This is a genomic window from Serratia sp. (in: enterobacteria) (assembly GCF_052400455.1).
Lineage (GTDB): Bacteria > Pseudomonadota > Gammaproteobacteria > Enterobacterales > Enterobacteriaceae > Serratia > Serratia ureilytica.
The window spans coordinates 1507648-1531076 of the sequence record NZ_CP185812.1; the positions used below are offsets into that span (position 1 = coordinate 1507648).

The window sequence follows — 23429 nt, forward strand, 5'->3', positions numbered from 1 at the left end:
TTACTTAGGTTCGGTGCCGAACCACTTCTTGTAGATTTCGTTATAGGTGCCGTTCTCGCGCAGGGTTTTCAGCGCGCCGTTCACCTTCTCGCGCAGCGCATCGCTGCCTTTAGGGAAGGCGATACCATACTGCTGCGCTTCCAGCGAATCGCCGACGGTTTTGAACTTGCCGGCGCCGGCCGTCTTGATGAAGTATAAGATGTTTGGCGTGTCGTGCAGCACCGCGTCGGCGCGCTTGGTGCCCAGTTCCATATAGGCGTTGTCAATGTTCGGGAACTGACGCAGATCCTTGGTTTTGATGTGCTGCTTGGCGTAATCCACCGAGCCGGTGCCGCTCTTCACCGCCACCACTTTACCGTTCAGATCGTCGATGCCTTTCACGCTGTTATTGTCGGCATTGACCATGACCAGCAGGCCGCTTTTGTAGTAACCGTCTGAGAAGTCGATGGCTTTCTTGCGCTCATCGGTGATGGTGATGCCGGCCAGCGCCAGATCGACGTTTTTGGTCTGCAGCGCCGGAATGATGCCGCCGAAGTCCATCGGTTTCAGGGTGTAGTCCAGCTTCAGCTCTTTGGCGACGGCGGCCCACAGGTCGATGTCGAAGCCGACGTATTTGTCGCCTTGCTTGAACTCAAAAGGAACGAAAGCGGTGTCGGTGGCGACCACCAGTTTGTCTGCTGCGTGGGAACTTACGGCAAAGGCCAGGGAGAGTGCGGCCAGGGAGACTTTAAAAATCGACTTCATGAGAGGAATTCCTGTACAGGTTGCGGATTACCCATTTTTTATATTGCAGTTGGTGCCATGAAAAAATCGTGCCATGTTTTCAACTAATATAAAAACAAAGAGTTACTGCGTGATGTTGTGCCGTGACGACGAATAGTTATGGTTATGCACCACAATGAGGCACCGAAATGGTGCGTAAGAATTATCTTGGTGCACGGGGCTATCATTAACCAAATTTTGGCTGTGAAACAACCGTTCTTTAACGTTTTTGCTTCAATATTGATAACTAACTCTAACTTTCATGATCCATTGACGGTGCAAGCGTGACTGCGAGAGGGGGAAAAAGGGGAGCAGATAATGCTAGCGCAACTGGCTGTCTTTGCTGCCGCGCCGGTTGTACAGGCTGCTGGCCGCGTGTTTTTTGTCTTGTTCGGCCTGGCAGGTGACACAAAAACGCACCCCCTTCAGCGCCTTGCGGCGCGCCTCGGGGATCGGTTCTCCACATTCCTGGCAATAGCGCTCGCTCTCGCCATGCCCGAGCGCATCACGCGCGCGCTGCACCGCATCGTCGACGGTAGAATCAATTTGATCTTGTACGGCGCCGTCCGCCGCCCAGCCGCTGGCCATCATGACCTCCTGACAAGGGAAACCTACCGTTTAATATGGGCCGTTTTTTGCACAATTCAACGGCCGCGCAAAAGAAAACAGGCCGGGCGAAGCCCAGCCTGTTCTGCCCGGCACGACGGGCGGTCTGCAACGCGCTGCGGCGTTATTCGATGTTGGATTCGATGAACCACAGGAACTTGTCCAGATCGCGCGAGGCGGCGGTGAACATGTCGGCGGTGTCTTCGTCTTCCACTTCGGTAATGGCCTTACGGATGTCATTCGCCACCGCGCCGTAGCGATCGGCCAGCGCTTTCAGGTGTTCTTGCACGCTGTGGATATTGGTCGGATAGCTTTTCAGCGGCGTGCGATCGTTCACCACCTGTACGGTGCCCAGCGCCACGCCGCCCAGCTGCACCACGCGCTCGGCGAAGGTGTCCTGGTGCTCGATGATGGCGGTGCGGAAGCCGTCCAGCATTTCATGAACCGCGATAAAGTTCGCGCCACGCATGTTCCAGTGCGCCTGTTTGGTGATCAACGAAAGATCGATGAATTGCACGACCTGATGGTTCAGCGCCTTGATGGCGGCCAGTTTGATTTTTTCGTCCAGATCGTTACGGGTATACAGCAGATCAGAAGATTTCGTTTTCACCAGTTTAGCGGTACTCATATCAGATATCCTCTTGATTAGTCGTTGTCCTATTTCGTTACGGGATTAATTATAGCAGGGCTGTTTATTTTTGCCGGACGAAAATGGCTATTGCACAAATAGGGTTAGCCTACGAATAATGGGTCTGGTTGAATTTTTACTTAATACAACACCATGAAAAATATAATTATTTATCATTCTCTGATTTATTGTTTATGGCTGTGAAAATTTACCCTGGTTATTTTATTTTTTCGCTTGCGGGTTTCGGCTAAATATCCGCTTTGTTATCGTGGTGTTAATTTCTCATCCATTCATATTGATAGCGGTAATTGATGCCGCTACAGTAGGGCAATTATCCTCTCTCTTTATAGGCGAATAATGAAAATTAACGTCGTCGGCACCAGCGGCAGCGGTAAAAGCACCCTGGCGCGTCAACTGGCGGAACGGCTTGGCGTGCCCTATATCGAGATGGACAGGCTGTATTGGCGGCCCGAATGGCAGGGAACGCCCGATGACGCGTTCCTGGCGCGGCTTGAACAGATGCTGGCCGAAGCGGGGGATGGCTGGGTGCTGGACGGCAATTACAGCCGCACGCAGCCGATCAAGTGGCGCGAGGTCGATTATATTCTGTGGCTGGACTACGGTTTCGGCCGCACGCTGTGGCAGGCCGTGCGCCGCGCGTGCCGACGCGCGGCCGGCAAACGTGAGCTGTGGCCGGGCACCGGCAATCGGGAAAGCTTCCGCCGTTCTTTCTTCAGCCGCGAGTCGATCGTGCTCTGGACGATCCGCACTTACTCGAAGAACCGGCGAAAATACCTGGCGGAGATGGCTCGTCCCGACGCCGGACGCCGTTTCGTGCGCCTGCGTTCTCCCCGCCAGGCCGCCGATTTTCTACGGGCGCTGCCGCAGGTTCACAGCAGCAGACGGTGATGGATCCTCACCACCGCTTTCTTGATTTGCTGTGGCCGCTGCCACACGCAGCCGGTCTTGTGCGGCTCCATCTGGAAAAAGAGGGCGAACATGCCGTGCGTCATGTGCAGCGTTTGCGGGTGGCGTTTGATGTCCAGCAGCAGCAGATCGCTATTTTCCGCGTGGGGGTGTTCGCGATGTCCGTTGCCCGCCAGACCGTATTCGATGCGCTCTTCACCGCTGATCAGCAGATGCAGCGCAATGTATTCCTGATGCATTTCGGCGCGCTTTTCCGCCGCCGGCGCGGTGGTCAGCGTCATCACGTCCATAAAGATGTTGTCGCCGTCGATCGGGTGATGCCCCAGCGCCAGTTCTGGCAGGTCGCATCGGCGCAATTCGGTCAGGGTTGAAACCAGCGCCGGCGCGAGTCCGCGGCCGAAGCGTGGGTTGAACAGGCTGTTGTGAATCACTGTTATTCTCCATGTGAGCGAAAGTCCAAAGAGCCTGCGATACAGGCTAAGGGGAAGTATGCCGACTTGTCACGAGGAAAACAGTTAACCCGCCTGCATTCCGACGTTGCGGTCTGCAGGCGAGTCGGGTCATCAGGAAAGGCTTTCGAGGCGAGGTTTGTGGCGAATGGTGAGGGCGGAGCCCATGGAGGCGGCGATGATCGCCGCCAGCGCCAGCCATTGCACGTCGCTCAGGTGTTCGCCGAGGAACAGCATGCCGGATAACGCCGCCATCGCCGGTTCCAGGCTCATCAAGGTGCCGAAGGTGCGCGCCGGAATTTTGGGCAGCGCGATGATCTCCAGCGAATAAGGCAGCGCGGTGGAGAGGATCGCCACCGCCAGCGCTATCGGCAGAATCTCAACGTTGAACAGCACGCTGCCGGTTTGCCAGGCGCCGATCGGGCAGAACACCAACGCGGCGATCAGCGAGCCGAGCGCCACCGTGCCGGGGCCGTGATCGCCGCCGGCCTTCTGGCCGAAGATGATATAGACCGCCCAGCAGGCGCCGGCGCCGAGCGCGCAGGCGGCACCGAACGGGTCGATTCCGCCTACGCCGTGGCCAAGCGGCAGCAGGAACCACAGCCCGGCGATCGCCAACGCCACCCAAAGGAAGTCGATCGGCCGCCGCGACGAGAACATGGCCACCGCCAACGGGCCGGTAAACTCCAGCGCCACGGCGATGCCGAGCGGCACGGTGCGCAACGACAGGTAGAACAGGTAGTTCATCGCGCCGAGCGACAGGCCGTAAATCAACAGCGGCAAGCGGCTGCCGGCGGCGATGCGCATGCGCCACGGGCGGAAGATGATGAACAGAATCAGGGTGCCAATGAAAAGACGCAGCGTCGTGATGCCTTCCGCGCCCACGATCGGGAACAGGCTTTTGGCCAACGAAGCGCCGCTCTGGATCGACACCATGGCGATGATTAACAGACAAATGGGCAGCAGCGCGGAGGGCGCTCTGCCGGCAGTAGATAACGACATCCTTAACGGGCCTTTTATGCGCCGTTCCTCAGCCTTGAGAAAACGGTCGAAACGGGGATGCGAGCAGTGTAAATGAAATGGCGAAAATCTGTCTGAGAAAAGCGCGCATCGCGGTGAAATCCGCCGATCCTCGGATGAGATGTGGCGGATTTGGTCAAAAAATGCGCTTTTTCTTAAGAATTATCTGGATATTAAATAGGTGATTTTTGTCACAGAAAGTCGTAGAATACGGCCGAAAATAGAGCGAAAAGAAGAAGATACACTGTTCTTGAAATCTTCTGTTACACGATATAAAGCATTAGACACTCATTTCAAGGCAGAGTTTCACGCTAATTTTTGTTATATTTTCAAAGCATGAACAAATGGATGTACTTAATAATAAAACGCGTTTGAGGTGGTTATGAAAAAAATTGCATGTCTTTCCGCAGTAGCAGCTTGCGTATTAGCAGTTAGCGCAGGTACCGCATTCGCTGGTCAGAGCACCGTATCCGCTGGCTATGCGCAGGGTGATTTCCAAGGCGTTGCTAACAAAGCCGACGGTTTCAACCTGAAATACCGTTACGAGTTCGACAACAACCCACTGGGCGTAATCGGTTCCTTTACCCACCTGGAAAAGGACGGTTCTCAGGACGGTTTCTATAACAAAGCTCAGTACAACTCTATCTCTGCCGGTCCAGCATACCGCATCAATGACTGGGCGAGCATCTATGGTCTGGTTGGCCTGGGTTACGGTAAATTCACTACCAACGCTCAGAACGGCACTTCTCGTCACGACACCGCTGACTACGGCTTCACCTACGGTGCCGGTCTGCAGTTCAACCCAATCGAGAACGTTGCCCTGGATGTCGGTTACGAGCAGAACCGCATTCGCAGCGTTGACGTTGGCACCTGGAACGTTGGCGTAGGCTACCGCTTCTAAGTGTGTTCGTGCCTGCGGGCATGAACCTGCGGCCTTGTTTGCCGCACCCATAAAAAATCCGCCTCCGGGCGGATTTTTTTTATCTGTCATTCACCGCCGCGCCCCGTCGGCTGCGTCGAAAAGCGCGCGCTGCGGGCATCGCGCTCGTAGCCTTGCGGCTCGGTCAACAACCCGTACAGCTCGGGGCGCCGCCCGTAGATCCAGCGGCGACCGGTGCTGAGCGGGATCAGCGTCAGATCGAGCTCGGCGCTGACCATCCGGTCTTCCGCCACCCAGGTCTCCGCCACGATCCGGCCGTAAGGATCGAGGATCATCGCGTTGCCGGTGCGTATTTCATCGTCATCTCGGCCCACGCCGTTGCTGAACAGCAAGAACAGCCCGTTGTCGTGAGCGCGCGACGGCAGCCAGCGCATCAGCCAGCCGCGGCCGTGTTCGCCGCGAAAGGCGGCTTCTATCGCCTGCGGATCTTCCACGCGCCGCTGCCACAGCGCCTGCGGGATCGGCTTCATGCCGTGCGGGCTGCGCGAATGGGTGCCGCCGGTTTGGTGCGGGGCGATCAGCACGTCCGCGCCCAGCAGCGCCGTTGCGCGCACATTCTCCACCAGATTATTGTCCCAGCAGATCAATACGCCCACGCGTACGCCCCAGGGGGTATCGAACACCGTATAGCGGTCGCCGCTGGCGATAGCCGGGTGCTCGAAGGCGTGCAGTTTGCGGTGCACATGCAGTTCGCCGTCCGGCAGACAAACGGCATAGGCGTTGTAACACCGGCCGTCATCGCCCAGCTCGATCAGCCCGACGCCAATCGCCATGTTGTAACGCTCAGCCAGCGGGCGAATGCGCGCCAGCGAAGGGCTGCTCACGATCGGCTCCGCCAGCGCCCGCACTTCGGCGTCGGACAGATGGCGCACGTGCCAATAGCCGGTGACGCACATTTCCGGGAAGGCCAGCAGCTGTATCTGTTGTTCGGCCGCTTCCGCGATAAAGCGTTCCATGGTCGACAGGTTGTAATTCTTGTCATTCGCATGATGCTGGAATTGCACCGTGGCGGCGCGTAATGAGGTGGTCATGGGATCTCTCCGGTTGGGGTCTGCATTGATTACAGCAGGCGAATTGATTACTGTATAATCAATTAAATTCCTTATTTGATAACCTAATGGAATGGATATAAAACAACTGCGCGCCCTGGTGGCGCTGGCGGAGCAGGGCAACTATCGGCAGGCGGCGAGCCTGCTGTGCATCAGCCAACCGGCGCTGAGCAAGCAAATTCAGGCGCTGGAAGCCCAGCTTGACGTTCGGCTGTTCGAGCGCGGCCGACAAGGGGCGGTGCTCACTGCCGGCGGGCGGCGGCTTTACCCGGAGGCGCAGGCGCTGGTGGAGCAGTATCAGCAGTTTCAGCGGCGCGCGCGGCGGGTGGCGCTCGGGGAAGCGGGGCGGCTGGCGCTGGGGTTTGGCCTGTCCAGTTTTCATCTGGCGCCGCAGCTGGTGGCCGCCTTTCGCCAACGGTTTCCCGAGGTGGCGATTGGCCTCGAAGATCTGCCGTCGGAGCGGCAGTATCAGCTGTTGCTGCAGGGAGAGTTGCAGGCGGGGTTCGTGCGCTTGCCGGTCAATACGCCGCTGTGCGGCGTCGCGTTGTTGAGCGATCGGTTGGTGCTGGCCGCGCCGGGCGCGCTGGCGCTGCGCGCCGACGATCTGATGGCGCGTTTCAATCAGCTGCCGCTGTTGCAATTGACCCCTAAACGCGGGCGCGGGCTGAGCGATCAGTCGCTGCGGTTTATCGCCGCTCACCGCCTGACGCCGAACGTGGTGCAGCAGGCCGGCGACATCCAGACGCTATTGGCGTTGGTTGCCGCCGGCGTCGGCGTCGCGCTGCTGCCGCACAGCATCACGCATATCGCGCCGGCCGGCATCGACATTTTATCGCTGAGCGGCGAGGAGACGGAGTGGCAGGTCGGTATCGCCTGGGATCCGCAGCGCACCGACGCGCTGCGGGACAACTTCATTCAGACGGCGTTGGCGGTGCAACGCGCTTAGGCATTCAAAGCGGGCAGTGCATCACCACGATCGGGTTTTGATGGTACTCGCTGCGGTGGCTTTCGCTGAAGCCGACCTTTTTCGCCAACGCCAGCGAAGCCTGGTTTTCAGGCGAGATGATGCAGACGGTTTTTTCCCCCGGCAGGTGCGTTTTCCCCCAGGCCAGCGCCGCCCGCAGCGCCTCGGTGGCATAGCCTTTGCCGTGCGCCGAACTCACCAGCGTCCAGCCCATCTCCGGCGCATCGAGCGCCGGGGTGATGTCGCGCAGGAAGTTGGAGAAGCCGATGCTGCCGAGGTACTCGCCGCTCTGCTTGTCACGCACCGCCCAATACCCGTATCCCAACAGCGCCCAGTGGCCAACGTAGCGCATCAGGCGCCCCCAGGAGTCTTCCCGGTCGCGCGGTGTGCCGCCGATATAGCGCACCACCAGCGGGTCGGCCCACAGCGCGGCCAGCGAGTCGAAGTCGTCCAGCGTGTGCGCGTCCAGCCGCAGGCGTTCGGTGATAAGCGTGGGCGCGGTGTTGATTACGGTCATGTTGCTGCTCCTGCACAGGATGAAAGGCGATGAAAAACAACGGCGTTCAGTATGCCAGAGAAATCACGCCGCCAGCCACAACAGCCAGGTGAACAGGAAGCCGCTCAGGCCGAGCAGGGTGGTCAACACCGTCCAGGTCTTCAGGCCATCGGCCACCGACAGCCCCAGATAGCGCGTGACGATCCAAAAACCGGAGTCGTTGACGTGCGAAAGCCCGAGCCCGCCGAAACAGGTCGCCAGCGTTACCAGCACCAGCTGCAGCTGATTCAAGCCGCTGACCGCTTCCGACAACAGACCGCCGGTGGTCAGGATCGCCACGGTGGCGGACCCCTGCGAGGCGCGCAGCGCCAGCGAAATGATAAAGGCGGCGGGCACCAGCGGCAGGCCGATGGCCGTCAGCACTTCCGCCAGCGCCTTGCCGACGCCGGATTCCACCAGCACTTTGCCGAACACGCCGCCCGCGCCGGTTACCAGGATCACCACTGCGGCGGTCGGCAGCGCAGCCCCCATCACGTCGCTGGCGTGTTGCAGGCTCCAGCCGCGGCGCAGCGCCAGGAAGTAGAAGGCCAGCAGCAGGGCGATCATCAGCGCCACCGCCGGCGAGCCCAGCAGCGACAGCGCATCGCGCAGCGCCGAGCCGGCCGGCAACAGCGTGGCGGAGACGGTGCCGAGCATGATGATGGCGATCGGGATGACGATCAGCGCCGCCACCAGGCCGGCGCCGGGCGGGTTGATGCGATCGCTGAGCGGCGCGTGATCTTCCGGACGCGGCTCCGGCGCCGCCAGCTGCAGCTGTTCCAGCACCTCTATCGATAACGGATAGGTTTTGCGGTTGAGGTAGTTGGCGGCGAAATAGCCGATAACGCCGACCGGAATACAGATCGCGAGGCCGATAATGGTTAGCCAGCCGATGTCGGCGTTGAGCAAGCCGGCGGCGGCGACCGGGCCGGGGTGCGGCGGCAGCGCGACGTGTACCGTCAACATCACGCCGGCCATCGGCAGGCCGAACTTGAGCGGCGACACTTTGGCGACCTTGGCGAAGCCATAGATAATCGGCGCCAGAATGATAAAGCCGACGTCGAAGAACACCGGAATGCCGAGAATAAACGCGGCGAGGGTCAGCGCCGCGACGGTATGTTTCGGCCCCAGACCCTGGCTGAAACGCTGCGCCAGCGACTCGGCGCCGCCCGATTGTTCGATCATGCGGCCGAGCATCGCCCCCAGACCAATGATGATGGTCACCGAGCCGAGTACGCCGCCCATTCCGGCGGTCATCACTTTCATCACTTCGCCGGTCGGAATGCCGCTGGCCAGCGCCACCAGCAAACTGACCACCAACAGCGCGACAAAGGGTTGCACCTTCGCCTTAATCACCATCAATAACAGCAGCACCACGCCGAGTACGGCAATCAGCAACAGCAGAGAGGTAGACATGAAAAAAGCCTTTCGTTGGGTAAGCGTTGGGCACCGCGATCGCCGCGTGGCGATACGGGTGCGTTTCATTGTTATAAAATCGATTTCCTGGTGTCGGCGTGCGGCTTTAGCGGTAAGGCTTCAGCCAGCCGAGCCCGGCGGCGGTGTCGCCGCGCGGGCGGTATTCGCAACCGATCCAGCCCTGATAGCCGAGCGCATCCAGTTTGTCGAACAGCCACGGGTAATTCAGTTCGCCCTCGTCCGGCTCATGGCGATCCGGCACCGAGGCTATCTGGATATGCGCGTAGCGCCCGGCCAGCGTTTCCAGCAGCCCGCTGATATTGCCGTCCACCAACTGCGCGTGGAAAAAATCGAACTGGATGAACACGTTCGGTCTTTCGATCGCCGCCACCGCTTCCGCCGCCTGATGCTGACTGGCGAACAGGTAGTCGGGCTTGACCGGCGGGCTGAGCGCCTCGATCAGCACCTTGACGCCATGCGGCGCAAAAGCGTCGGCGGCATAACGCGCATTGGCGATAAAGGTGTCGAGATAACGCCGTCGATCCGCGCCTGCGGGCACCACGCCGGCCATCAGGTGCACGCAGGGGCAGGAAAGGGCGATGGCGTAGGCCAGCGCGCGATCGATATCGGCGCGCGCATCCCGTTCGCGGCCCGGCAGCGCCGCCAGCCCCCATTCGCCGGCGGCGGCATCGCCGGGCGCGGTGTTGAACAGCACCTGTTGCAGGCCGTGTTCGCGCAGTTTCTCGGCCAACAGATCGGCGGGATGCTCGTAAGGGAACAGGAATTCCACCGCGCTGAAGCCCTGTGCGGCAGCGGCGGCAAAGCGATCGAGGAACGGCACCTCGGTAAACATCATCGACAAATTGGCGGCAAATTTAGGCATGGTTCAGCTCCGTAATTCGGCAATTTCATCAGCGGTCAAATAGCGGATCGGACGATCGCCGAGGGTGAAGATCAGCCGCGCCGCATCTTCCATCTCTTCGGTATTGTCCGCCGCCGCTCGCAGGTCTTTACCCGTCACCACCGGCCCGTGGTTGGCCAGCAAAAAGGCGCGGTGGGTCGGCGCCAGGCGGGCCAGATCCTGCGCCAGCCTTTCGTCGCCGGGCCGGTAGTAAGGCACCACCGGCACCTTGCCGACGCGCATCACCACATAGGGGGTGAACGGTTTGATGGCGTTGTCGGCGTCCAGCCCCTGCAGGCAAGAGAGCGCCGTGAGGTAGGTGCAATGCAAGTGCACGACCGCTTTGCATTCTGGGTTGTTCAGATAGAGCGCCCGATGAAAGCTGATCTCTTTCGACGGTTTGTCGCCGGAGAGCCAGTCGCCGTTCAGGCTCACTTTAGACAGGCGATCGGCCTGCAGCTCGCCGAGGCAGGAGCCGGTCGGCGTCGCCAGCAGCGCGCCGTCCGGCAGCAACAGCGAGAGGTTGCCGGCGGAGCCGGTGGCGTAGCCGCGTTGGAAAAACGAGGCGCCCAGGCGCACCATCTCTTCACGCGCCTGCTGTTCAATCGTCATGCTCATACCGGGAACTCCGTTTGCGCGCGCGTGAAGAAGGCTTCATCGCCAAAATTACCCGATTTCAGCGCCAGGGAAATGGCTCGATCGCTGGCGCGCACCCAGGGAACGCCGGGGGAAATGCTGGGGCCGATATGGAAGCCGCGAATGCCCAGCGCCTGCGTCACCACGCCGGAGGTTTCGCCGCCGGCGACGATAAAGCGGCTGAATCCCAACTGGCGCAGTTGCACCACCAGCTCGGCGAACAAGGCTTCCACCGCCTCGCTGGCGGCGGCGCCATGCCGTTGTTGCGTTTGCTGCAGCGACTCCGGCGATGCAGTGGCGTAGATCAGCGGGGCAAGCGCTTCTCCGGCATGGCGCTGCGCCCAGTGCGCCAACTCGACGGCGTAGGCGGCGCGCGTCTGGGGATCGAAGCAACGGTCGATATCGATGGCCTGCGCCGCCGCGCGTTCGCGATAGTGCGCCACCTGCCGGTTAGTCATGACGGAGCAGGAGCCAGACAGCACCGCCGCCTTTTCCCCCTGCGGCGCGCCGGCCGCCTCTGCCGCGCGATCGCCGTTCTGCGCCCATTGCCGCGCCAAACCGATCGCCAGGCCCGAACCGCCGGTCACCAGCTTCATCGTTTTCAACGCTTCACCCTGGGTAAGCAGATGCCGTTCGTTGAGCGTGTCCAGCACCGCGTAGCGCACGCCTTCCTGCGCCAGTTGCTGCAGCTTCTCGCTGACTGCCTCGGCGCCGCGATCCATTTCCGCCGCCGTCACCAGCCCACAGCGTCCGGCGGCCTGGGATTCCATCAGGCGAAGCAGGTTGCTGTCGGTCATCGGCGTGACCGGGTGATGACGCATGCCGGATTCAGACAACAGCTGTTCCCCGACGAACAGGTAGCCCTGATAGACCGTGCGGCCGTTTACCGGCAGCGCCGGGGAAACAACCGTGAAATTTTCCCCCAGCGCGGCGAGCATGGCGTCGGTCACCGGGCCGATATTGCCCTGTGCGGTGCTGTCGAAGGTGGAGCAGTATTTGAAGTAGAACTGGCGGCAGCCCTGTTTTTGCAGCCAGGCCAGCGCTTGCAACGCCTGTTCGACTGCCTGTTCTGCCGGGCAGGAGCGCGATTTCAGGCTGATGACGACCGCCTGAGCGTCGACCGGCGTTTCGTCCTGCGGCACGCCGTTCAACTGCATCGTCGGCAGGCCGTTTTGCACCAGAAAGCTGGCGATGTCGGTCGCGCCGGTAAAATCATCCGCGATTACGCCGAGTTGCATCAGAGCGTCTCCTTTTTCTGCGGCAGATCGATGCCGGCAAAGATTTTGATTACCGCGCTGTCATCTTCTTTACCGTAGCCGGCGTTGCTGGCGGCGGTAAACATGGTGAAGGCGGTGGAGGCCAGCGGCAGCGGGAAATGCAGCGCCTTGGCGGTATCCGCCACCAGCCCCAGATCCTTGACGAAGATATCCACCGCCGATTTGGGCGTATAGTCGCCGTCGACCACGTGGCGCATGCGATTTTCGAACATCCAGGAGTTGCCGGCGGCGTGGGTGACGACGTCATACATGACGTCCAGCGGGATGTTGGCGCGGGCGGCCAGCGCCATGGCTTCCGCCCCGGCGGCGATGTGCACCCCGGCCAACAGCTGGTGGATGATTTTTACCGTCGCGCCCAGGCCGATGGTTTCGCCGATGCGGTAAACCTTGCCGGCGATGGCGTCCAGCACGGGTTGCAGGCGCGCGAAGGTGGCGTCGGCGCCGGCGGCCATCACCGTCATCTGGCCTTCTTCCGCCTTGGCCGCCCCGCCGGAAACCGGCGCGTCCAGCATCGCCAGGCCGTAGTCCAGCAGCCGTTGCTCGATCTGTTTGGCGTCATCGGCGGAAATGGTCGAAGACACCATCACCGCCGTGCCCGGCTTGAGCTGCGGCGCCAGGCCTTGCTCGCCGAACAGGATTTGCTTCACCTGCGCGGCGTTCACCACCAGCAGCAACACGGCGTCCAGCTCGGCGGCGAAGTCGCAGGCGCTGGTAGACGCTTGTTTCGCGCCGGCCTGTTGCAGCGCCGCCAGCGCGTGCGGATTGAGATCGGCGCCGTAGGTGGTCAATCCGGCGCGGAGGCATGAACGCGCGGCGCCCATGCCCATCGCCCCCAGACCGATGACGCAAACGGCATAATTCCCTGGGTGTGTCATACTGCACTCCTGTTAATTTTAGTGATAATTTGTTTTGTTGTGTTAAATGTAAGCGCTTGTCGGCTGATTATCCGCGATCGCTATCACAATAATTAACAATGCGTGAAACGGGTTTTTCGTGCGATTTCTGGCCTGAAGCAACATTACTATTATGTTTTTAAATAAGTTTATGTTTGGCTGGCCTAACTGCGCTCGCCGTCACGCTGCGAGAAATTAGGGCTATCGGCGAACGAAAATTGACGTAAAATCACAATTATTATCACCGCAGCAACGAGAGGGAACCGTGATACCTGTAGAACGCCATCAACAAATTCTTGCGCTGGTATCCGAACGCGGCGTCGTCAGCATCGCCGAGCTGACCGAACGGCTGGGGGTGTCACATATGACGATCCGCCGTGACGTGCAAAAGCTGGAAGAGCAGGGGGCGGTGCAGTCGGTCTCGGGCGGCGTGCAGGCGCCGGAACGGGTGGCGAGCGAACCTTCTCACCAGACCAAAGAGGGGATGTTCGGCCGGCAGAAAATCGCCATCGGTCGGCTGGCGGCGCGGCAAATTCCCGCCAATGGCTGTATCTATCTGGATGCCGGCACCACCACGCTGGCGCTGGCGAAACAGATCGGAGAACGTGACGATTTGACGGTGGTGACCAACGACTTTGTCATCGCCGGGTTCCTGATAGAGCATAGCCAGTGCCGAATCATCCACACCGGCGGCACCGTGTGCCGGGAAAACCGCTCCTGCGTCGGCGAGGCGGCGGCGCAGGCGCTGCGCGGTCTGTTTATCGATCTGGCGTTCATCTCCGCCTCTTCGTGGAGCATGCGCGGCCTGTCGACGCCGAACGAAGATAAGGTGATGGTGAAGAAGGCCATCGTCGAGGCCAGCCGCCGCCGCATTCTGCTCAGCGATACGTCCAAATACGGCAAAGTCGCCACCTATCTGGCGCTGCCGATCGCTGCCTTTGACGCCGTCATTACCGACGAAGGGTTGCCCGCCGCCGCGCGGGAGGCCATTGAGCAAGCGGGGATTGCATTGCTGACGGCGGGAGAAGAAGAATAAGAACGAACCGGAATCAGGATGAAAGTTCGGTATCGATGCTACGTGCGGGCGGTTCACTGGCTTCAACGCCGCCGCGTTCACGCCATTCGCGGCGCCTTTGTTCCCACCACTCTTCGTGGAAGGCTTGCATCTCTTTCAGGCGCTGTTCCTTAACGTGCTGTTGGCAAGTATGGGATGCTATGGGGGCTACGTGGGATTTCGATGACATAGAGGCCGTCCTTTATAAACTCTATTTTGTATAAATAATGCCCTTTGTGCGCGTATTTTTTCAACAAAAAATCATAAATTTTAGCTAATGCTGGCCTTAACGGTGCACTTAAGATGATCCTGGCATGATACTGATAGGCAAATTTGAGAAGAGTTTCCCCGATGCCAACAACGAATAAGCGTTCGCGTTGGAGAAGGGTATAATGCATTGCGGTATAGGTATCGAAAGCTGAGCGCCGATGCCTGTTTACGTCGCTCAACGCCTTAACATCATAAAACTCCAGAGAGAAAGCATTATTGAGGAGAGCAGTGTCCACATACACTGGGGCAAACCAATGGTGCATGTTTTGCCCAATTCTCTTGAAATCCAAATGATAGATGGCCGATTTACCATCACCTTTTCTGACGGCAATCTGATATCTGTATGTGTCTGCTATTCCAGTGTGTGACTCCCTCACATCAATCTCCATGATAAAATCCTTTTTACTATTATTTTTCCTATAGTTATCCCCTTTGTGACGAACAGATTATTAACCGCGGCGGAGACGATCCTCCAGCCGCCGATGAAGGTTGTGCGCAGCGCCGCGCAAAACTAAATGCCGCTGAACCAGTTGTAGCCCTGATCCTCCCAATACCCGCCCGGATTGACGTCGCTGACGAAGATGGCGGCGATATGTTTGGCGTTTTTGAACCCCAGCTTGGTCGGCACGCGCAGCCGCAGCGGGTAGCCGTAGTCCGCCGGCAGCGCCTTGCCGCCGAAATCCAACGCCAGGATGGTCTGCGGATGCAGCGCGGTGGCCATGTCGAGGCTGGCGTAGTAACGGTCGGCGCATTTGAAGCCGACGTAACCGGCATTCAGATCCGCGCCGACGTGCTGCAGAAAGGTGCGCAGCGGCACGCCGCCCCATTGGCCAATGGCGCTCCAGCCCTCAATGCAGATCAGGCGCGTGATCTGGCTTTGCTGCGGCAGCCGCTGCAGCTGTTCCAGCGTCCAGGGCGCTTTTCTCTCCACTTTCCCCGCGACCTCAAGCCGGTAGCCGGCGAGATCAATCTCGGGGACGTTGTATTCCGGGTAAAATGCGTTAAAGGGGAAAGGGTGGGTGATCTGGTCCGGCCGGTAAGTTTGCGCCAACCGCTGGCCGCTGAACAGCCAGGCCTGCACCCGGTCGTTCCAGCGCGACATGGCCCACAGCACTTTATCCACCCGATCGCCGTCTTGCAGATTACACCCGGTCAGCATGGCGATGCCGCCCAGCGTCAGCCCGGAGCGCAACATCAACCGGCGTTGCAGATTGACCAGCTGCTTTTTTTGATCCGGTTCCAGCGTCGGCGCGGTTGCCCGCTGTTTTTTCTCATTCATGTTTGCCACCCGTTATCATCGCCCACAGGGTTTTGGGCACGACAACCACCATAAAGACGTGGATCGCCACAAACAGGCCGATGCCGGCCATGGCGAAGAAATGCACGTAGCGCGCGAAGTCGAAGCCGCCAAACAGCGCGACCAATACCTGCAGTTGAACCGGTTTCCAAATCGCCAGGCCAGACAGCACCAGTAATAGCCCCAGCGCCAGCACGCCGAGGTACATCAGTTTCTGAATGGCGTTGTAGCGGCCATGCCGGTGGCGCAGGCGCAGCGTCATCGCCAGCCAGATATCCTGCCGCAGCGCGTCGGCGCGAAGCGGCAACAAATCGCGGCGAAAATGGCCGCTGAACAGGCTCCACAGCAGATAGCAGACGGCGTTGAGCGCCAATAGCCACATCACCGCCAAATGCCAACCAATCGCGCCGCCCAGCCAACCGCCCAGCGTCATCTGCGGCGGAAAGCGGAAATCGAACAGCGGCGAGGCGTTGTAGATTTCCCAACCGCTCATGAACATGCACACCATGGCGAACAGGTTGATCCAATGAGTGATTCGAACCGGCCAGCGATGCACCGGTGGCGACGCGTTGGTCTTCATGGCATTCCTCCGGTTACATCGGCGGCACGGTGCCGTCTTTGCCGGCGGAAATACGCGTGGCGACGCGCTGGCCCTTATCGTCGGCGGCGGAGAACAGCACGATGTGCACGCCCGGTTTAAGCAGGCTCAGATCGCCCGGATCCAGCGTCACGATCGGCACGTCTTCCGGCACGACGACGGTTTTCTGCTGGTTACCGTAAGTGACGGTCAGGGTGCGGCCGTTGGATTTCACCAGTTTGCCGACGGTGCCGTTAGTCATGGTATCCACTTTGCCGTCGGCGGATTCCCAGGCCGAATGCCCTTCGCCGGTGCCGCGCAGGCTGGCGGCGAACACGTGCACTTCCAGTGCCTTGAGCGTGCCGTCCGGCTGCGGCACGGCGGCGGTGCCGATAAAGCTGTCCGGTTTGATATCGTCCAGCGTGGCTTTGGAAACGCTGAGCACTTTAGTTTGATCGTTCAGCTTGACGCTGAGTGTCTCGCCCTTGCGGTCGGTCAGCTGCAGATTGCCGTCGGCAACTTGCGTGATGGTGCCGCGCAGCGGCGCAATCACCTTGCCCGGCGTTTGAGCGGCGGCGGCCAATCCGCTGGAAAGCAGTAACGTGGACAACAGTAAACCGGCTATACGATGACGGGTAATCATAACGTTCTCCTGAAATGAGTTTGCCGGTTAAGCATGGTTGACCTACTGGGTCAGCGCCATGGCCGTTTGATGACATTAATGTCATCAAGTTTGTCCGCCGAAGCTGCTAGTATTTTTGCAGACGTAACGAGGTGGCGAGCATGCGAATACTGGTAGTTGAAGACGATATCGGCACAGGGGATTACCTGAAGAAAGGGCTGGGGGAAGCGGGCTACAGCGTCGATTTAGCGCGCAACGGCACCGACGGGCTGTTTCGCGCGTTGGAGCAGGACTACGATGCGATCGTGCTCGATGTCATGCTGCCGGGGCTGGATGGCTGGCAGATCATCGAGATATTGCGCAAGAAAAGCGACGTGCCGATCCTGTTTCTCACCGCCCGCGATGGCGTGCAGGATCGCATCCACGGTCTGGAGCTGGGCGCGGACGACTATCTTATCAAACCGTTTTCCTTTACCGAGCTGGTGCTGCGTTTGCGCACCTTGCTGCGCCGCGGGCCGGCGCGCGAAGCCGATCATTACGCCATCGCCGATCTGCAGTTGGACGTATTGCGCCGCCGGGCGGTGCGCCAGGATCAGGTGATCCCGTTGACCAATAAAGAATTCATGCTGCTGCATCTGCTGGTGCGGCGCGAAGGCGAAGTGCTGTCGCGCACGCAGATCGCCTCTCAGGTGTGGGACATGAATTTCGACAGCGACACCAATGTGGTTGACGTGGCCATCAAACGCCTGCGCGCCAAAATCGACCGGCCGTTCGACGTCAAGCTGATCCACAGCGTGCGCGGCATCGGCTATGTTTGCGAGCCGCGCTCGTGAACGCCCGCGCTTCACGTCGGCCGGTGTCGCTGACGCTGCGTACCGCCATGCTGTTCGCGCTGGTGGCCGCCTGCGTGGTGAGCGGGGCGGGCTGGTATCTGTTCGGCGCGATGCGCCAGGAAATGACGCTCCGCAGCGATCTGCAGGTGACCGGGCGCGTAGAGTATTTCCGCCATTTACTGGGGCAGCGCTTTCCTTTGGCGCGCCTGACCGCCAATAACGGCCTGTTCGAAAATATGCTGGGCAATGAACAGGATGTGTTGATTTTCCAAATTCCGGGGCAAAAACCGCTCATCAATGTGAATTCGGCCAGGGTGGCCCTGCCGCCGATCGCGCCGACGCCGCCCGAACAGGCGCAGACGCTGGCCGCCGTGCGCGGCGGGGAGACGGCGCAGGGGGTGCCGCTGCGCGCGGCATCGGCGATGGTGCGTCTGGAAGACGGCAGTTTGCTGCAGATCTCCGCTGCGCACGTCATGGTCAACGAGCAGAAGATGCTGGCGCGTTACCTGTGGCGCATTGTCGCGGCGGTCATTGTGGCTTTCCTGCTGATTGCGCTGCTGGGCTATGGGGTCATGCGCCGGGGATTGAAGCCGCTATGGCGCATGGCGGCGCAGGCGTCGCAGATCGCGCCCAATACATTGTCCACTCGCCTCAGCGAACAGGGGGCGCCGAAGGAGTTGCAGCAATTGACCCGGTCGTTCAATGCGATGCTCGATCGGTTGAATGAAGGCTATCAGCGGCTGACGCAGTTTTCCGCCGATCTGGCCCATGAGATCCGCACGCCGGTGGGCGCGTTGATGGGCCAGTGTCAGGTGGCGCTGTATCAACCCCGCAGCGTGGAGGAGTACGAAACCCTATTGTCGAACAATATGGACGAGCTGGAGCGTATTTCGCGCATGGTGGAAAACATCCTGTTTCTGGCGCGCGCCGGTGAGGCGCAGTCCGCGCTGAACTACAGTCGTCTGGAGGTGGCGGCCGAGCTGCGGCGGGTGGCGGATTACTTCGAAGGGCTGGCGGAAGAACGCGGCATCGTGCTGAGCTGTGAAGGGGAAGGAGAGCTGAAGGCGGACGCGATGTTGTTCCAGCGGGCGCTGAGCAACCTGGTGGCCAACGCGGTGCGCTATGCCGATGAAAACAGCCTGATCGTGTTGCGGGCCGAACGGCGTGCCGATGCCTGGTGGGTGCAGGTCATCAATCAGGGGCCGCCGATCGCGCCGGCGCACCTGGAAAAGCTGTTCGATCGTTTCTACCGCGCCGATCCCGCGCGCAGCGCCGGCAGCCACGCCAGCGGCCTCGGGCTGTCCATCGTGCGCGCCATCATGACGCTGCACGGCGGTGAGGTGCGCGCCGAATGTATCGAGCGCGCGCCTGTCGCCAGCCTCATTTTCAGCCTGCGGTTCCCGCTAGCGCAATAACCGATATGCCGGATTAACGCGGCGGAATGGCAAAGCGGAAGCAGGCGCCGCTTTGTGGTTGTTCTATCAGCTGAATGTCGCTGTCGTGCAGTTGCAGAATGCGCCGCACGATCATTAACCCCAGCCCGCCGGCGGGGCGTCGGGCGCCGCTCAGGACAGACGGCCGCACGAACAGATCGGCGCGCAGCGTCTGCGGAATGCCGGGGCCGCTGTCGCTGACCTGCACCATCACCTGGTCTTCCTGCCGCCACAGCCGCACGCCGATGTCGCCGCCGGGCGGCGTATGGCGAATGGCGTTGTCCAACAGGTTGGTCAGCACCCGCTCAATCATGCTGAGATCGGCGAACACCGGCGGCACGCCGGGGGCGATGTCGGCGTGCAGCCGCTGGTTGCGCGCCTCCGCCGCCAGCTCGAACTTCTGGAACACGTCCTGCAGCAGCTCGCTGAGGGAGAAGGGTTCTTTCTGCGGTTTCACCACGCCATATTCCAGCCGCGCCAGCTCGAACAGCTCCTGCGCCAGCTTGCCCACCTTGCGGCTCTGCGCCAGCGCGATCTCCAGATAGCGCCGCCGATCGGTGTCGCTCAGGGTGGCGGCCTTGACCGACAGCGTTTCCAGATAGCCGTGCAGCGAGGTGAGCGGGGTGCGCAGATCGTGCGAGACGTTGGCGATGAATTCGCGCCGCAGCCGATCCTGCTGCGCCAGCGTTTGCCACTGTTCGGCGAGGCGCTGCGCCATGCGGTGGAAGGCCTGTTGCAGCTGGCTCACCTCGTCGCGCCCGGCCGGCACCGCCGGCAGCGCCGCGTAGGCCTGCACCGCCTCAATGCCGCCGCTGTCCAGCGCATTGACCTGACGGGTCAGGCGCCGGATGGGGCGAGTGACCCAGTAGAACGCGAAACCGCCGGCCAGCAGGCTGAACAGCACCATCACCCCGGAGGTCCACAGCGCCATTCTGGCCGCCGAGTTGAACTGGGCGTTGCTGGCCAACGCCGTGTACTCTTCACCGAGCAAGACCACATACAGATAGCCCTCGACCCGGCCGTCGACCTTCAGCGGCGCAACGCTGAACACCTTGCGCCCGTCCGCGCTGCGCGGATCGTCGCCATACACCGGCATCTGCGCGCCATCGAGCAGCGCCTGCAGCGGCGCCAGCGCGACCCGCTGCCGCTTCAGATGCCCGGCCGGCGCGGCGTTGCCAATGATTGCGCCCTGGTTGTCGAGCAGATAAACCTCAACGCTGGGGTTCACTGCCATCAGCTGATCGAACAGGGTATGCACCGCCTGTGGATCCGGCCCGTTCACCCCCAGCAGCGGATTGCTGTCGGCGATATGCTGCGCCAGGTTGCCGGACAGGCGCTGGATCACCGCCTGGCTGTACTGGGTATTGCTGCGCACCTGCATCCAGCCGGAAAAGGCGCAGCCGATGACGATCAGCAGCGCGAAGATAATCGTGAGGCGTTGCGCTAACGTAAGGTTTTTCATGGCTCACTCTTGCGGCGCGGCCGCGAATTTATAGCCCATGCCCCACACCGTGAGGATGCGCTCGGGTTCCGCCGGGTTGCGCTCGATCTTGATGCGCAGCCGGTTGATATGGGTGTTGACGGTGTGCTCATACCCCTCGTGCTGATAGCCCCAGACCTGATTCAACAGGCTGAGGCGCGAGAACACCTGGCCCGGGTGGCGGGCGAAAAAGTACAGCAGGTCGAATTCGCGCGGCGTCAGCTCGATCGGCTGTTGGTGCAGGCGCACTTCGCGGGCGATGGGATCGATGGTCAGATCGTTGAAGCTGAGAGCGCCGGCGTCCATGCGCAGGTTGCGGCTCATCGCCTCCTGGCGGCGAAACAGCGCCTTGACCCGCGCCACCAGCTCCAGCATGGAAAAGGGTTTGGCCAGATAGTCGTCGGCGCCCAGCTCCAGCCCCAGCACGCGGTGCACCTCGCTGGAGCGCGCGCTGGTGATGATGATCGGCGTGTAGCGCGTCATGGTGCGCGCCCGGCGGCAAATCTCCAATCCGTCTACGCCCGGCAGCATCAGATCGAGGATCAAGGCGTCCCAGCCGCCCTGTTCCAGCATCGCCATGCCCTGATTGCCGTCGGCGGCGTGGCTGATGGCGTAACCCTCGTCACGCAGATGCAGCTGCAGCAGCTCGGCGATGTCGCCGTCGTCCTCGACGATCAAAATTCGTTTTGGCTTGTCCATTCTCATTACCGCTGATTAGCCCGATTCTCTCTGAAGTCTACACAACCGCCACCGGCGGAGTTATCACATTTTATTTAACTTTGCGTGAGGTCTTGGGGAACAAATCCGGGGAATACTCGGTGCATCGCATCGTTAGCTGGCAGGAATCGTTATGAGCCTCACCCTCACCCCGGAACAACGACAGACCGTACATCCGCTGTGGCTGCGGTTAACGCATTGGCTGAATGCGCTGGCGATGCTGATCATGGTGACCAGCGGTTGGCGCATCTACAACGCTTCGCCGCTGTTCAACTTCAGCTTTTTCAACGAGCTGACGCTCGGCGGCTGGCTGGGCGGCGCGCTATATCCACTTTTTCGCCATGTCGGCGCTGGTGGCCTTCGTCGCGATCCATTTGGTGATGGTGGCGCTGGTGCCCCGCACGCTGCTGGCCATGCTGCGCGGACGTTAAGGAGTTCACGATGAAAAAGGATAAACAGACCATGACGATCGTTGAAGGGCAGGCGATCGTCAAAGAAGCGCAGCGCTTGTTGACCGCGTCGTCCCGCCGCCGCTTTCTGCGCAACGGCCTGACGCTGGGCGGTATCGCTATGCTTACCGGCTGCGATCTCAGCGGCAACGCCAACGTCGAGCAGGCGCTGAGCCGCATTTCGCGCCTCAACGATCGGGTACAGGGCTGGCTGTTCAACGGCGATCGTTTGGCGCCGGTCTACCCGGAGTCGATGATCACCCGGCCATTCCCGTTCAACGCCTTTTACGCCGAGGAGGAGGCGCCCGACATCAATGGCGACGACTATCGGCTGGAAGTGGCGGGGTTGGTGCAGGACAAGCGCGCCTGGAGCCTGCCGCAGCTGCATCGGATGGCGCAGGTTAGCCAGGTGACGCGTCATATTTGCGTCGAGGGTTGGAGCGCCATCGGCAAGTGGGGCGGCGTGCCGTTCGCCAACTTTCTTAAGATAATCGGCGCGGATCTGAGCGCCCGCTACGTCAGCTTTAAATGCGCCGACGACTATTACACCAGTATCGACATGGCCACCGCGCTGCATCCGCAGACGATTATCGCGCTGACCTACGACGGCCAGACCTTGCCGCGCAAGTACGGCTATCCGATGAAGCTGCGCATGCCGACCAAGCTGGGCTACAAGAATCCGAAGCACATTCAGGTGATCGAGGTCACCAACCGCTTCCCGGGCGGTTACTGGGAAGACCAGGGTTACAACTGGTTTGGCGGCAGCTGAGGCGGCCGCCGGCCATTCTCCGGCACTCCGGTGCCTTTGACATGACGGAAGGAAATACCATGAAAAAGTTATTCGCAATGATGATGTGCAGCGCGCTGATGCTGGGCGTGGCCGGCGCCAACGCCGCGGACGGCATGAGTAAAGACGCGATGAAAAAGGACGGCATGAGCCAGATGTCGCACGACGGCATGGCGAAAGATGGGATGAAGAAAGAGTGCATGGGCAAGGACTGCATGAAGAAAGACAAAATGGGCAAAGACGCCATGAAAAAAGAGGGCATGGCGAAAGACGGTATGGCCAAAGACGGCATGAAGAAAGACGAGATGAAAAAGGATGCGATGGGGCACTAAGCCGCCTCACCCCGCGGCCGCAAGCGGCAAACCGCGGCGGCTGCGGGCAACATAAGGAGAGAGGATGATGTTGGCGACATGGCTGCGGCGCTTTCGGCGCTCGAACGGGGACGTTATCTTTATGCGCGCGGCGCTGGTGGTGATCTTCGCCGCCTTCGGCTACGCCAAATGGTTTGATTATGAGGCGCAGGGGCTGGTGCCGCTGATCGGCAACAGCCCGCTGCTGAGCTGGATGCATCAGGCGTTCGGCATTCGCGGCGCCAGTTATGCATTGGGCGTCGCCGAATGGAGCTTCGGTTTGCTGCTGCTGGCGGGGTTCTGGTCGCGGCGTCTGGGTTTGCTGGGGGCGATCGGATCGACGGTGACCTACCTGACCACGCTGACGCTGATCTTTTCCTCGCCGGGCGCCTGGGAGCCCTCCGCCGGCGGTTTTCCGGCCATGGCCGGCGCCACCAGCTTTTTAATCAAGGATCTGGTGTTGCTGGCCGGCTCCCTGGTGCTGCTGAAGGCCGATTTGCCGGCCGAGCAGGCATAAAAAAGGGCGTAGCCTGGCTACGCCCTCTGGATATTTCTCG

Annotated in this window: 27 protein-coding genes and 1 pseudogene; 10 read left to right on the forward strand and 18 right to left on the reverse strand. The window is 60.6% G+C overall.

The window, feature by feature from the left end; all coding sequences use genetic code 11:
* The 3 genes from glnH to dps all read right to left on the reverse strand — a co-directional run bounded on the left by glnH (position 1) and on the right by dps (position 1996).
* Entirely contained in the window at positions 1-744 is a 744-nt protein-coding gene (gene glnH, locus ACORQT_RS07245) for a glutamine ABC transporter substrate-binding protein GlnH (protein WP_016928516.1), read from the reverse strand.
* A gap of 339 nt (positions 745-1083) precedes the next feature.
* Positions 1084-1350 (reverse strand): DksA/TraR family C4-type zinc finger protein, encoded by a 267-nt coding sequence (locus tag ACORQT_RS07250; RefSeq protein ID WP_033642389.1) that lies wholly within the window; start codon positions 1348-1350, stop codon positions 1084-1086.
* Positions 1351-1492: 142 nt separating this feature from the next.
* On the reverse strand, positions 1493-1996 hold the full coding sequence (dps, locus tag ACORQT_RS07255) for a DNA starvation/stationary phase protection protein Dps (protein ID WP_016928514.1): 504 nt from the start codon (positions 1994-1996) through the stop codon (positions 1493-1495).
* A gap of 357 nt (positions 1997-2353) precedes the next feature.
* On the opposite strand from dps, the gene ACORQT_RS07260 reads away from it, so the two are divergent.
* Positions 2354-2905, forward strand: a complete 552-nt coding sequence (locus ACORQT_RS07260) for a shikimate kinase (RefSeq protein ID WP_164057296.1) — start codon at positions 2354-2356, stop codon at positions 2903-2905.
* On the opposite strand, the gene nanQ is transcribed toward ACORQT_RS07260, so the two are convergent.
* Positions 2887-3354 carry an N-acetylneuraminate anomerase gene (gene nanQ / locus ACORQT_RS07265; RefSeq protein WP_033650557.1) on the reverse strand — a complete coding sequence of 156 codons (468 nt, stop codon included), beginning with the start codon at positions 3352-3354 and terminating at the stop codon, positions 2887-2889. The two genes, ACORQT_RS07260 and nanQ, sit on opposite strands and share 19 nt — an antisense overlap.
* A gap of 132 nt (positions 3355-3486) precedes the next feature.
* Positions 3487-4374, reverse strand: a complete 888-nt coding sequence (gene rhtA / locus ACORQT_RS07270) for a threonine/homoserine exporter RhtA (RefSeq protein ID WP_164057297.1) — start codon at positions 4372-4374, stop codon at positions 3487-3489.
* Between the two features lie 400 nt (positions 4375-4774).
* Between rhtA and ompX the strand changes: the two genes are divergently transcribed.
* On the forward strand, positions 4775-5293 hold the full coding sequence (gene ompX / locus ACORQT_RS07275; RefSeq protein ID WP_019454480.1) for an outer membrane protein OmpX: 519 nt from the start codon (positions 4775-4777) through the stop codon (positions 5291-5293).
* Between the two features lie 86 nt (positions 5294-5379).
* Here ompX and ACORQT_RS07280 read toward each other — a convergent pair whose 3' ends face one another.
* Entirely contained in the window at positions 5380-6363 is a 984-nt protein-coding gene (locus ACORQT_RS07280; RefSeq protein WP_164057298.1) for a nitrilase family protein, read from the reverse strand.
* Between the two features lie 91 nt (positions 6364-6454).
* On the opposite strand from ACORQT_RS07280, the gene ACORQT_RS07285 reads away from it, so the two are divergent.
* Positions 6455-7327, forward strand: a complete 873-nt coding sequence (locus tag ACORQT_RS07285) for a LysR family transcriptional regulator (protein WP_099784306.1) — start codon at positions 6455-6457, stop codon at positions 7325-7327.
* Positions 7328-7331: 4 nt separating this feature from the next.
* Here ACORQT_RS07285 and ACORQT_RS07290 read toward each other — a convergent pair whose 3' ends face one another.
* The 6 genes from ACORQT_RS07290 to ltnD form a co-directional block, all read right to left on the reverse strand.
* Positions 7332-7862 carry a GNAT family N-acetyltransferase gene (locus ACORQT_RS07290; RefSeq protein WP_033650561.1) on the reverse strand — a complete coding sequence of 177 codons (531 nt, stop codon included), beginning with the start codon at positions 7860-7862 and terminating at the stop codon, positions 7332-7334.
* A gap of 63 nt (positions 7863-7925) precedes the next feature.
* Positions 7926-9296, reverse strand: coding sequence for a GntP family transporter (locus tag ACORQT_RS07295; protein ID WP_042783990.1), 1371 nt, complete (start codon positions 9294-9296; stop codon positions 7926-7928).
* 106 nt (positions 9297-9402) lie between these two features.
* Positions 9403-10179 carry a 2-oxo-tetronate isomerase gene (gene otnI / locus ACORQT_RS07300; RefSeq protein WP_046686680.1) on the reverse strand — a complete coding sequence of 259 codons (777 nt, stop codon included), beginning with the start codon at positions 10177-10179 and terminating at the stop codon, positions 9403-9405.
* Positions 10180-10182: 3 nt separating this feature from the next.
* A complete protein-coding gene (gene otnC, locus ACORQT_RS07305) occupies positions 10183-10815 on the reverse strand; it encodes a 3-oxo-tetronate 4-phosphate decarboxylase (RefSeq protein ID WP_089191378.1) in 633 nt (210 codons plus the stop codon).
* Positions 10812-12071, reverse strand: a complete 1260-nt coding sequence (otnK, locus tag ACORQT_RS07310; protein ID WP_164057299.1) for a 3-oxo-tetronate kinase — start codon at positions 12069-12071, stop codon at positions 10812-10814. The genes otnC and otnK overlap by 4 nt, the downstream gene beginning before the upstream one ends.
* Entirely contained in the window at positions 12071-12985 is a 915-nt protein-coding gene (gene ltnD / locus ACORQT_RS07315) for an L-threonate dehydrogenase (RefSeq protein WP_072628056.1), read from the reverse strand. Before ltnD ends, otnK begins: the two co-directional genes overlap by 1 nt.
* A gap of 283 nt (positions 12986-13268) precedes the next feature.
* Here ltnD and ygbI point away from each other — a divergent pair, with 283 nt between their 5' ends.
* Entirely contained in the window at positions 13269-14039 is a 771-nt protein-coding gene (gene ygbI, locus ACORQT_RS07320) for a DNA-binding transcriptional repressor YgbI (protein WP_042783995.1), read from the forward strand.
* A 149-nt stretch (positions 14040-14188) separates the two neighbouring features.
* Here ygbI and ACORQT_RS07325 read toward each other — a convergent pair whose 3' ends face one another.
* The 4 genes from ACORQT_RS07325 to ACORQT_RS07340 all read right to left on the reverse strand — a co-directional run bounded on the left by ACORQT_RS07325 (position 14189) and on the right by ACORQT_RS07340 (position 16844).
* A complete protein-coding gene (locus ACORQT_RS07325; protein ID WP_049866663.1) occupies positions 14189-14716 on the reverse strand; it encodes a hypothetical protein in 528 nt (175 codons plus the stop codon).
* Between the two features lie 122 nt (positions 14717-14838).
* Positions 14839-15606 carry a molybdopterin-dependent oxidoreductase gene (locus ACORQT_RS07330; protein ID WP_147837780.1) on the reverse strand — a complete coding sequence of 256 codons (768 nt, stop codon included), beginning with the start codon at positions 15604-15606 and terminating at the stop codon, positions 14839-14841.
* The gene (locus ACORQT_RS07335) at positions 15599-16204 is read right to left on the reverse strand and encodes a cytochrome b/b6 domain-containing protein (protein ID WP_147837781.1); all 606 of its coding nucleotides are present in this window, start codon (positions 16202-16204) and stop codon (positions 15599-15601) included. The genes ACORQT_RS07330 and ACORQT_RS07335 overlap by 8 nt, the downstream gene beginning before the upstream one ends.
* 13 nt (positions 16205-16217) lie before the next feature.
* Complete coding sequence (locus tag ACORQT_RS07340) at positions 16218-16844, reverse strand: hypothetical protein (RefSeq protein ID WP_116286517.1); 627 nt, start codon at positions 16842-16844, stop codon at positions 16218-16220.
* A gap of 140 nt (positions 16845-16984) precedes the next feature.
* On the opposite strand from ACORQT_RS07340, the gene ACORQT_RS07345 reads away from it, so the two are divergent.
* On the forward strand, positions 16985-17656 hold the full coding sequence (locus ACORQT_RS07345) for a heavy metal response regulator transcription factor (protein WP_164057300.1): 672 nt from the start codon (positions 16985-16987) through the stop codon (positions 17654-17656).
* Positions 17653-19071, forward strand: coding sequence for a heavy metal sensor histidine kinase (locus ACORQT_RS07350; RefSeq protein ID WP_164057301.1), 1419 nt, complete (start codon positions 17653-17655; stop codon positions 19069-19071). Before ACORQT_RS07345 ends, ACORQT_RS07350 begins: the two co-directional genes overlap by 4 nt.
* Before the next feature lie 13 nt (positions 19072-19084).
* Here the strand turns inward: ACORQT_RS07350 and ACORQT_RS07355 are convergent, their stop codons facing one another.
* Positions 19085-20551, reverse strand: a complete 1467-nt coding sequence (locus ACORQT_RS07355) for a sensor histidine kinase (protein WP_108680352.1) — start codon at positions 20549-20551, stop codon at positions 19085-19087.
* Positions 20552-20554: 3 nt separating this feature from the next.
* Positions 20555-21268, reverse strand: coding sequence for a response regulator transcription factor (locus ACORQT_RS07360; protein WP_016928494.1), 714 nt, complete (start codon positions 21266-21268; stop codon positions 20555-20557).
* 151 nt (positions 21269-21419) lie between these two features.
* On the opposite strand from ACORQT_RS07360, the pseudogene ACORQT_RS07365 reads away from it, so the two are divergent.
* The 4 genes and pseudogenes from ACORQT_RS07365 to ACORQT_RS07380 all read left to right on the forward strand — a co-directional run bounded on the left by ACORQT_RS07365 (position 21420) and on the right by ACORQT_RS07380 (position 23389).
* Positions 21420-21717 (forward strand): annotated as a pseudogene (locus tag ACORQT_RS07365) (hypothetical protein).
* 10 nt (positions 21718-21727) lie between these two features.
* Positions 21728-22504: a molybdopterin-dependent oxidoreductase gene (locus tag ACORQT_RS07370; protein WP_164057302.1), complete on the forward strand. Its 777-nt coding sequence runs from the start codon at positions 21728-21730 to the stop codon at positions 22502-22504.
* 59 nt (positions 22505-22563) lie between these two features.
* Positions 22564-22854 (forward strand): pentapeptide MXKDX repeat protein, encoded by a 291-nt coding sequence (locus tag ACORQT_RS07375; protein WP_025302107.1) that lies wholly within the window; start codon positions 22564-22566, stop codon positions 22852-22854.
* Positions 22855-22918: 64 nt separating this feature from the next.
* Positions 22919-23389: a YkgB family protein gene (locus tag ACORQT_RS07380; RefSeq protein WP_164057303.1), complete on the forward strand. Its 471-nt coding sequence runs from the start codon at positions 22919-22921 to the stop codon at positions 23387-23389.
* Positions 23390-23429 lie beyond the last annotated feature (40 nt).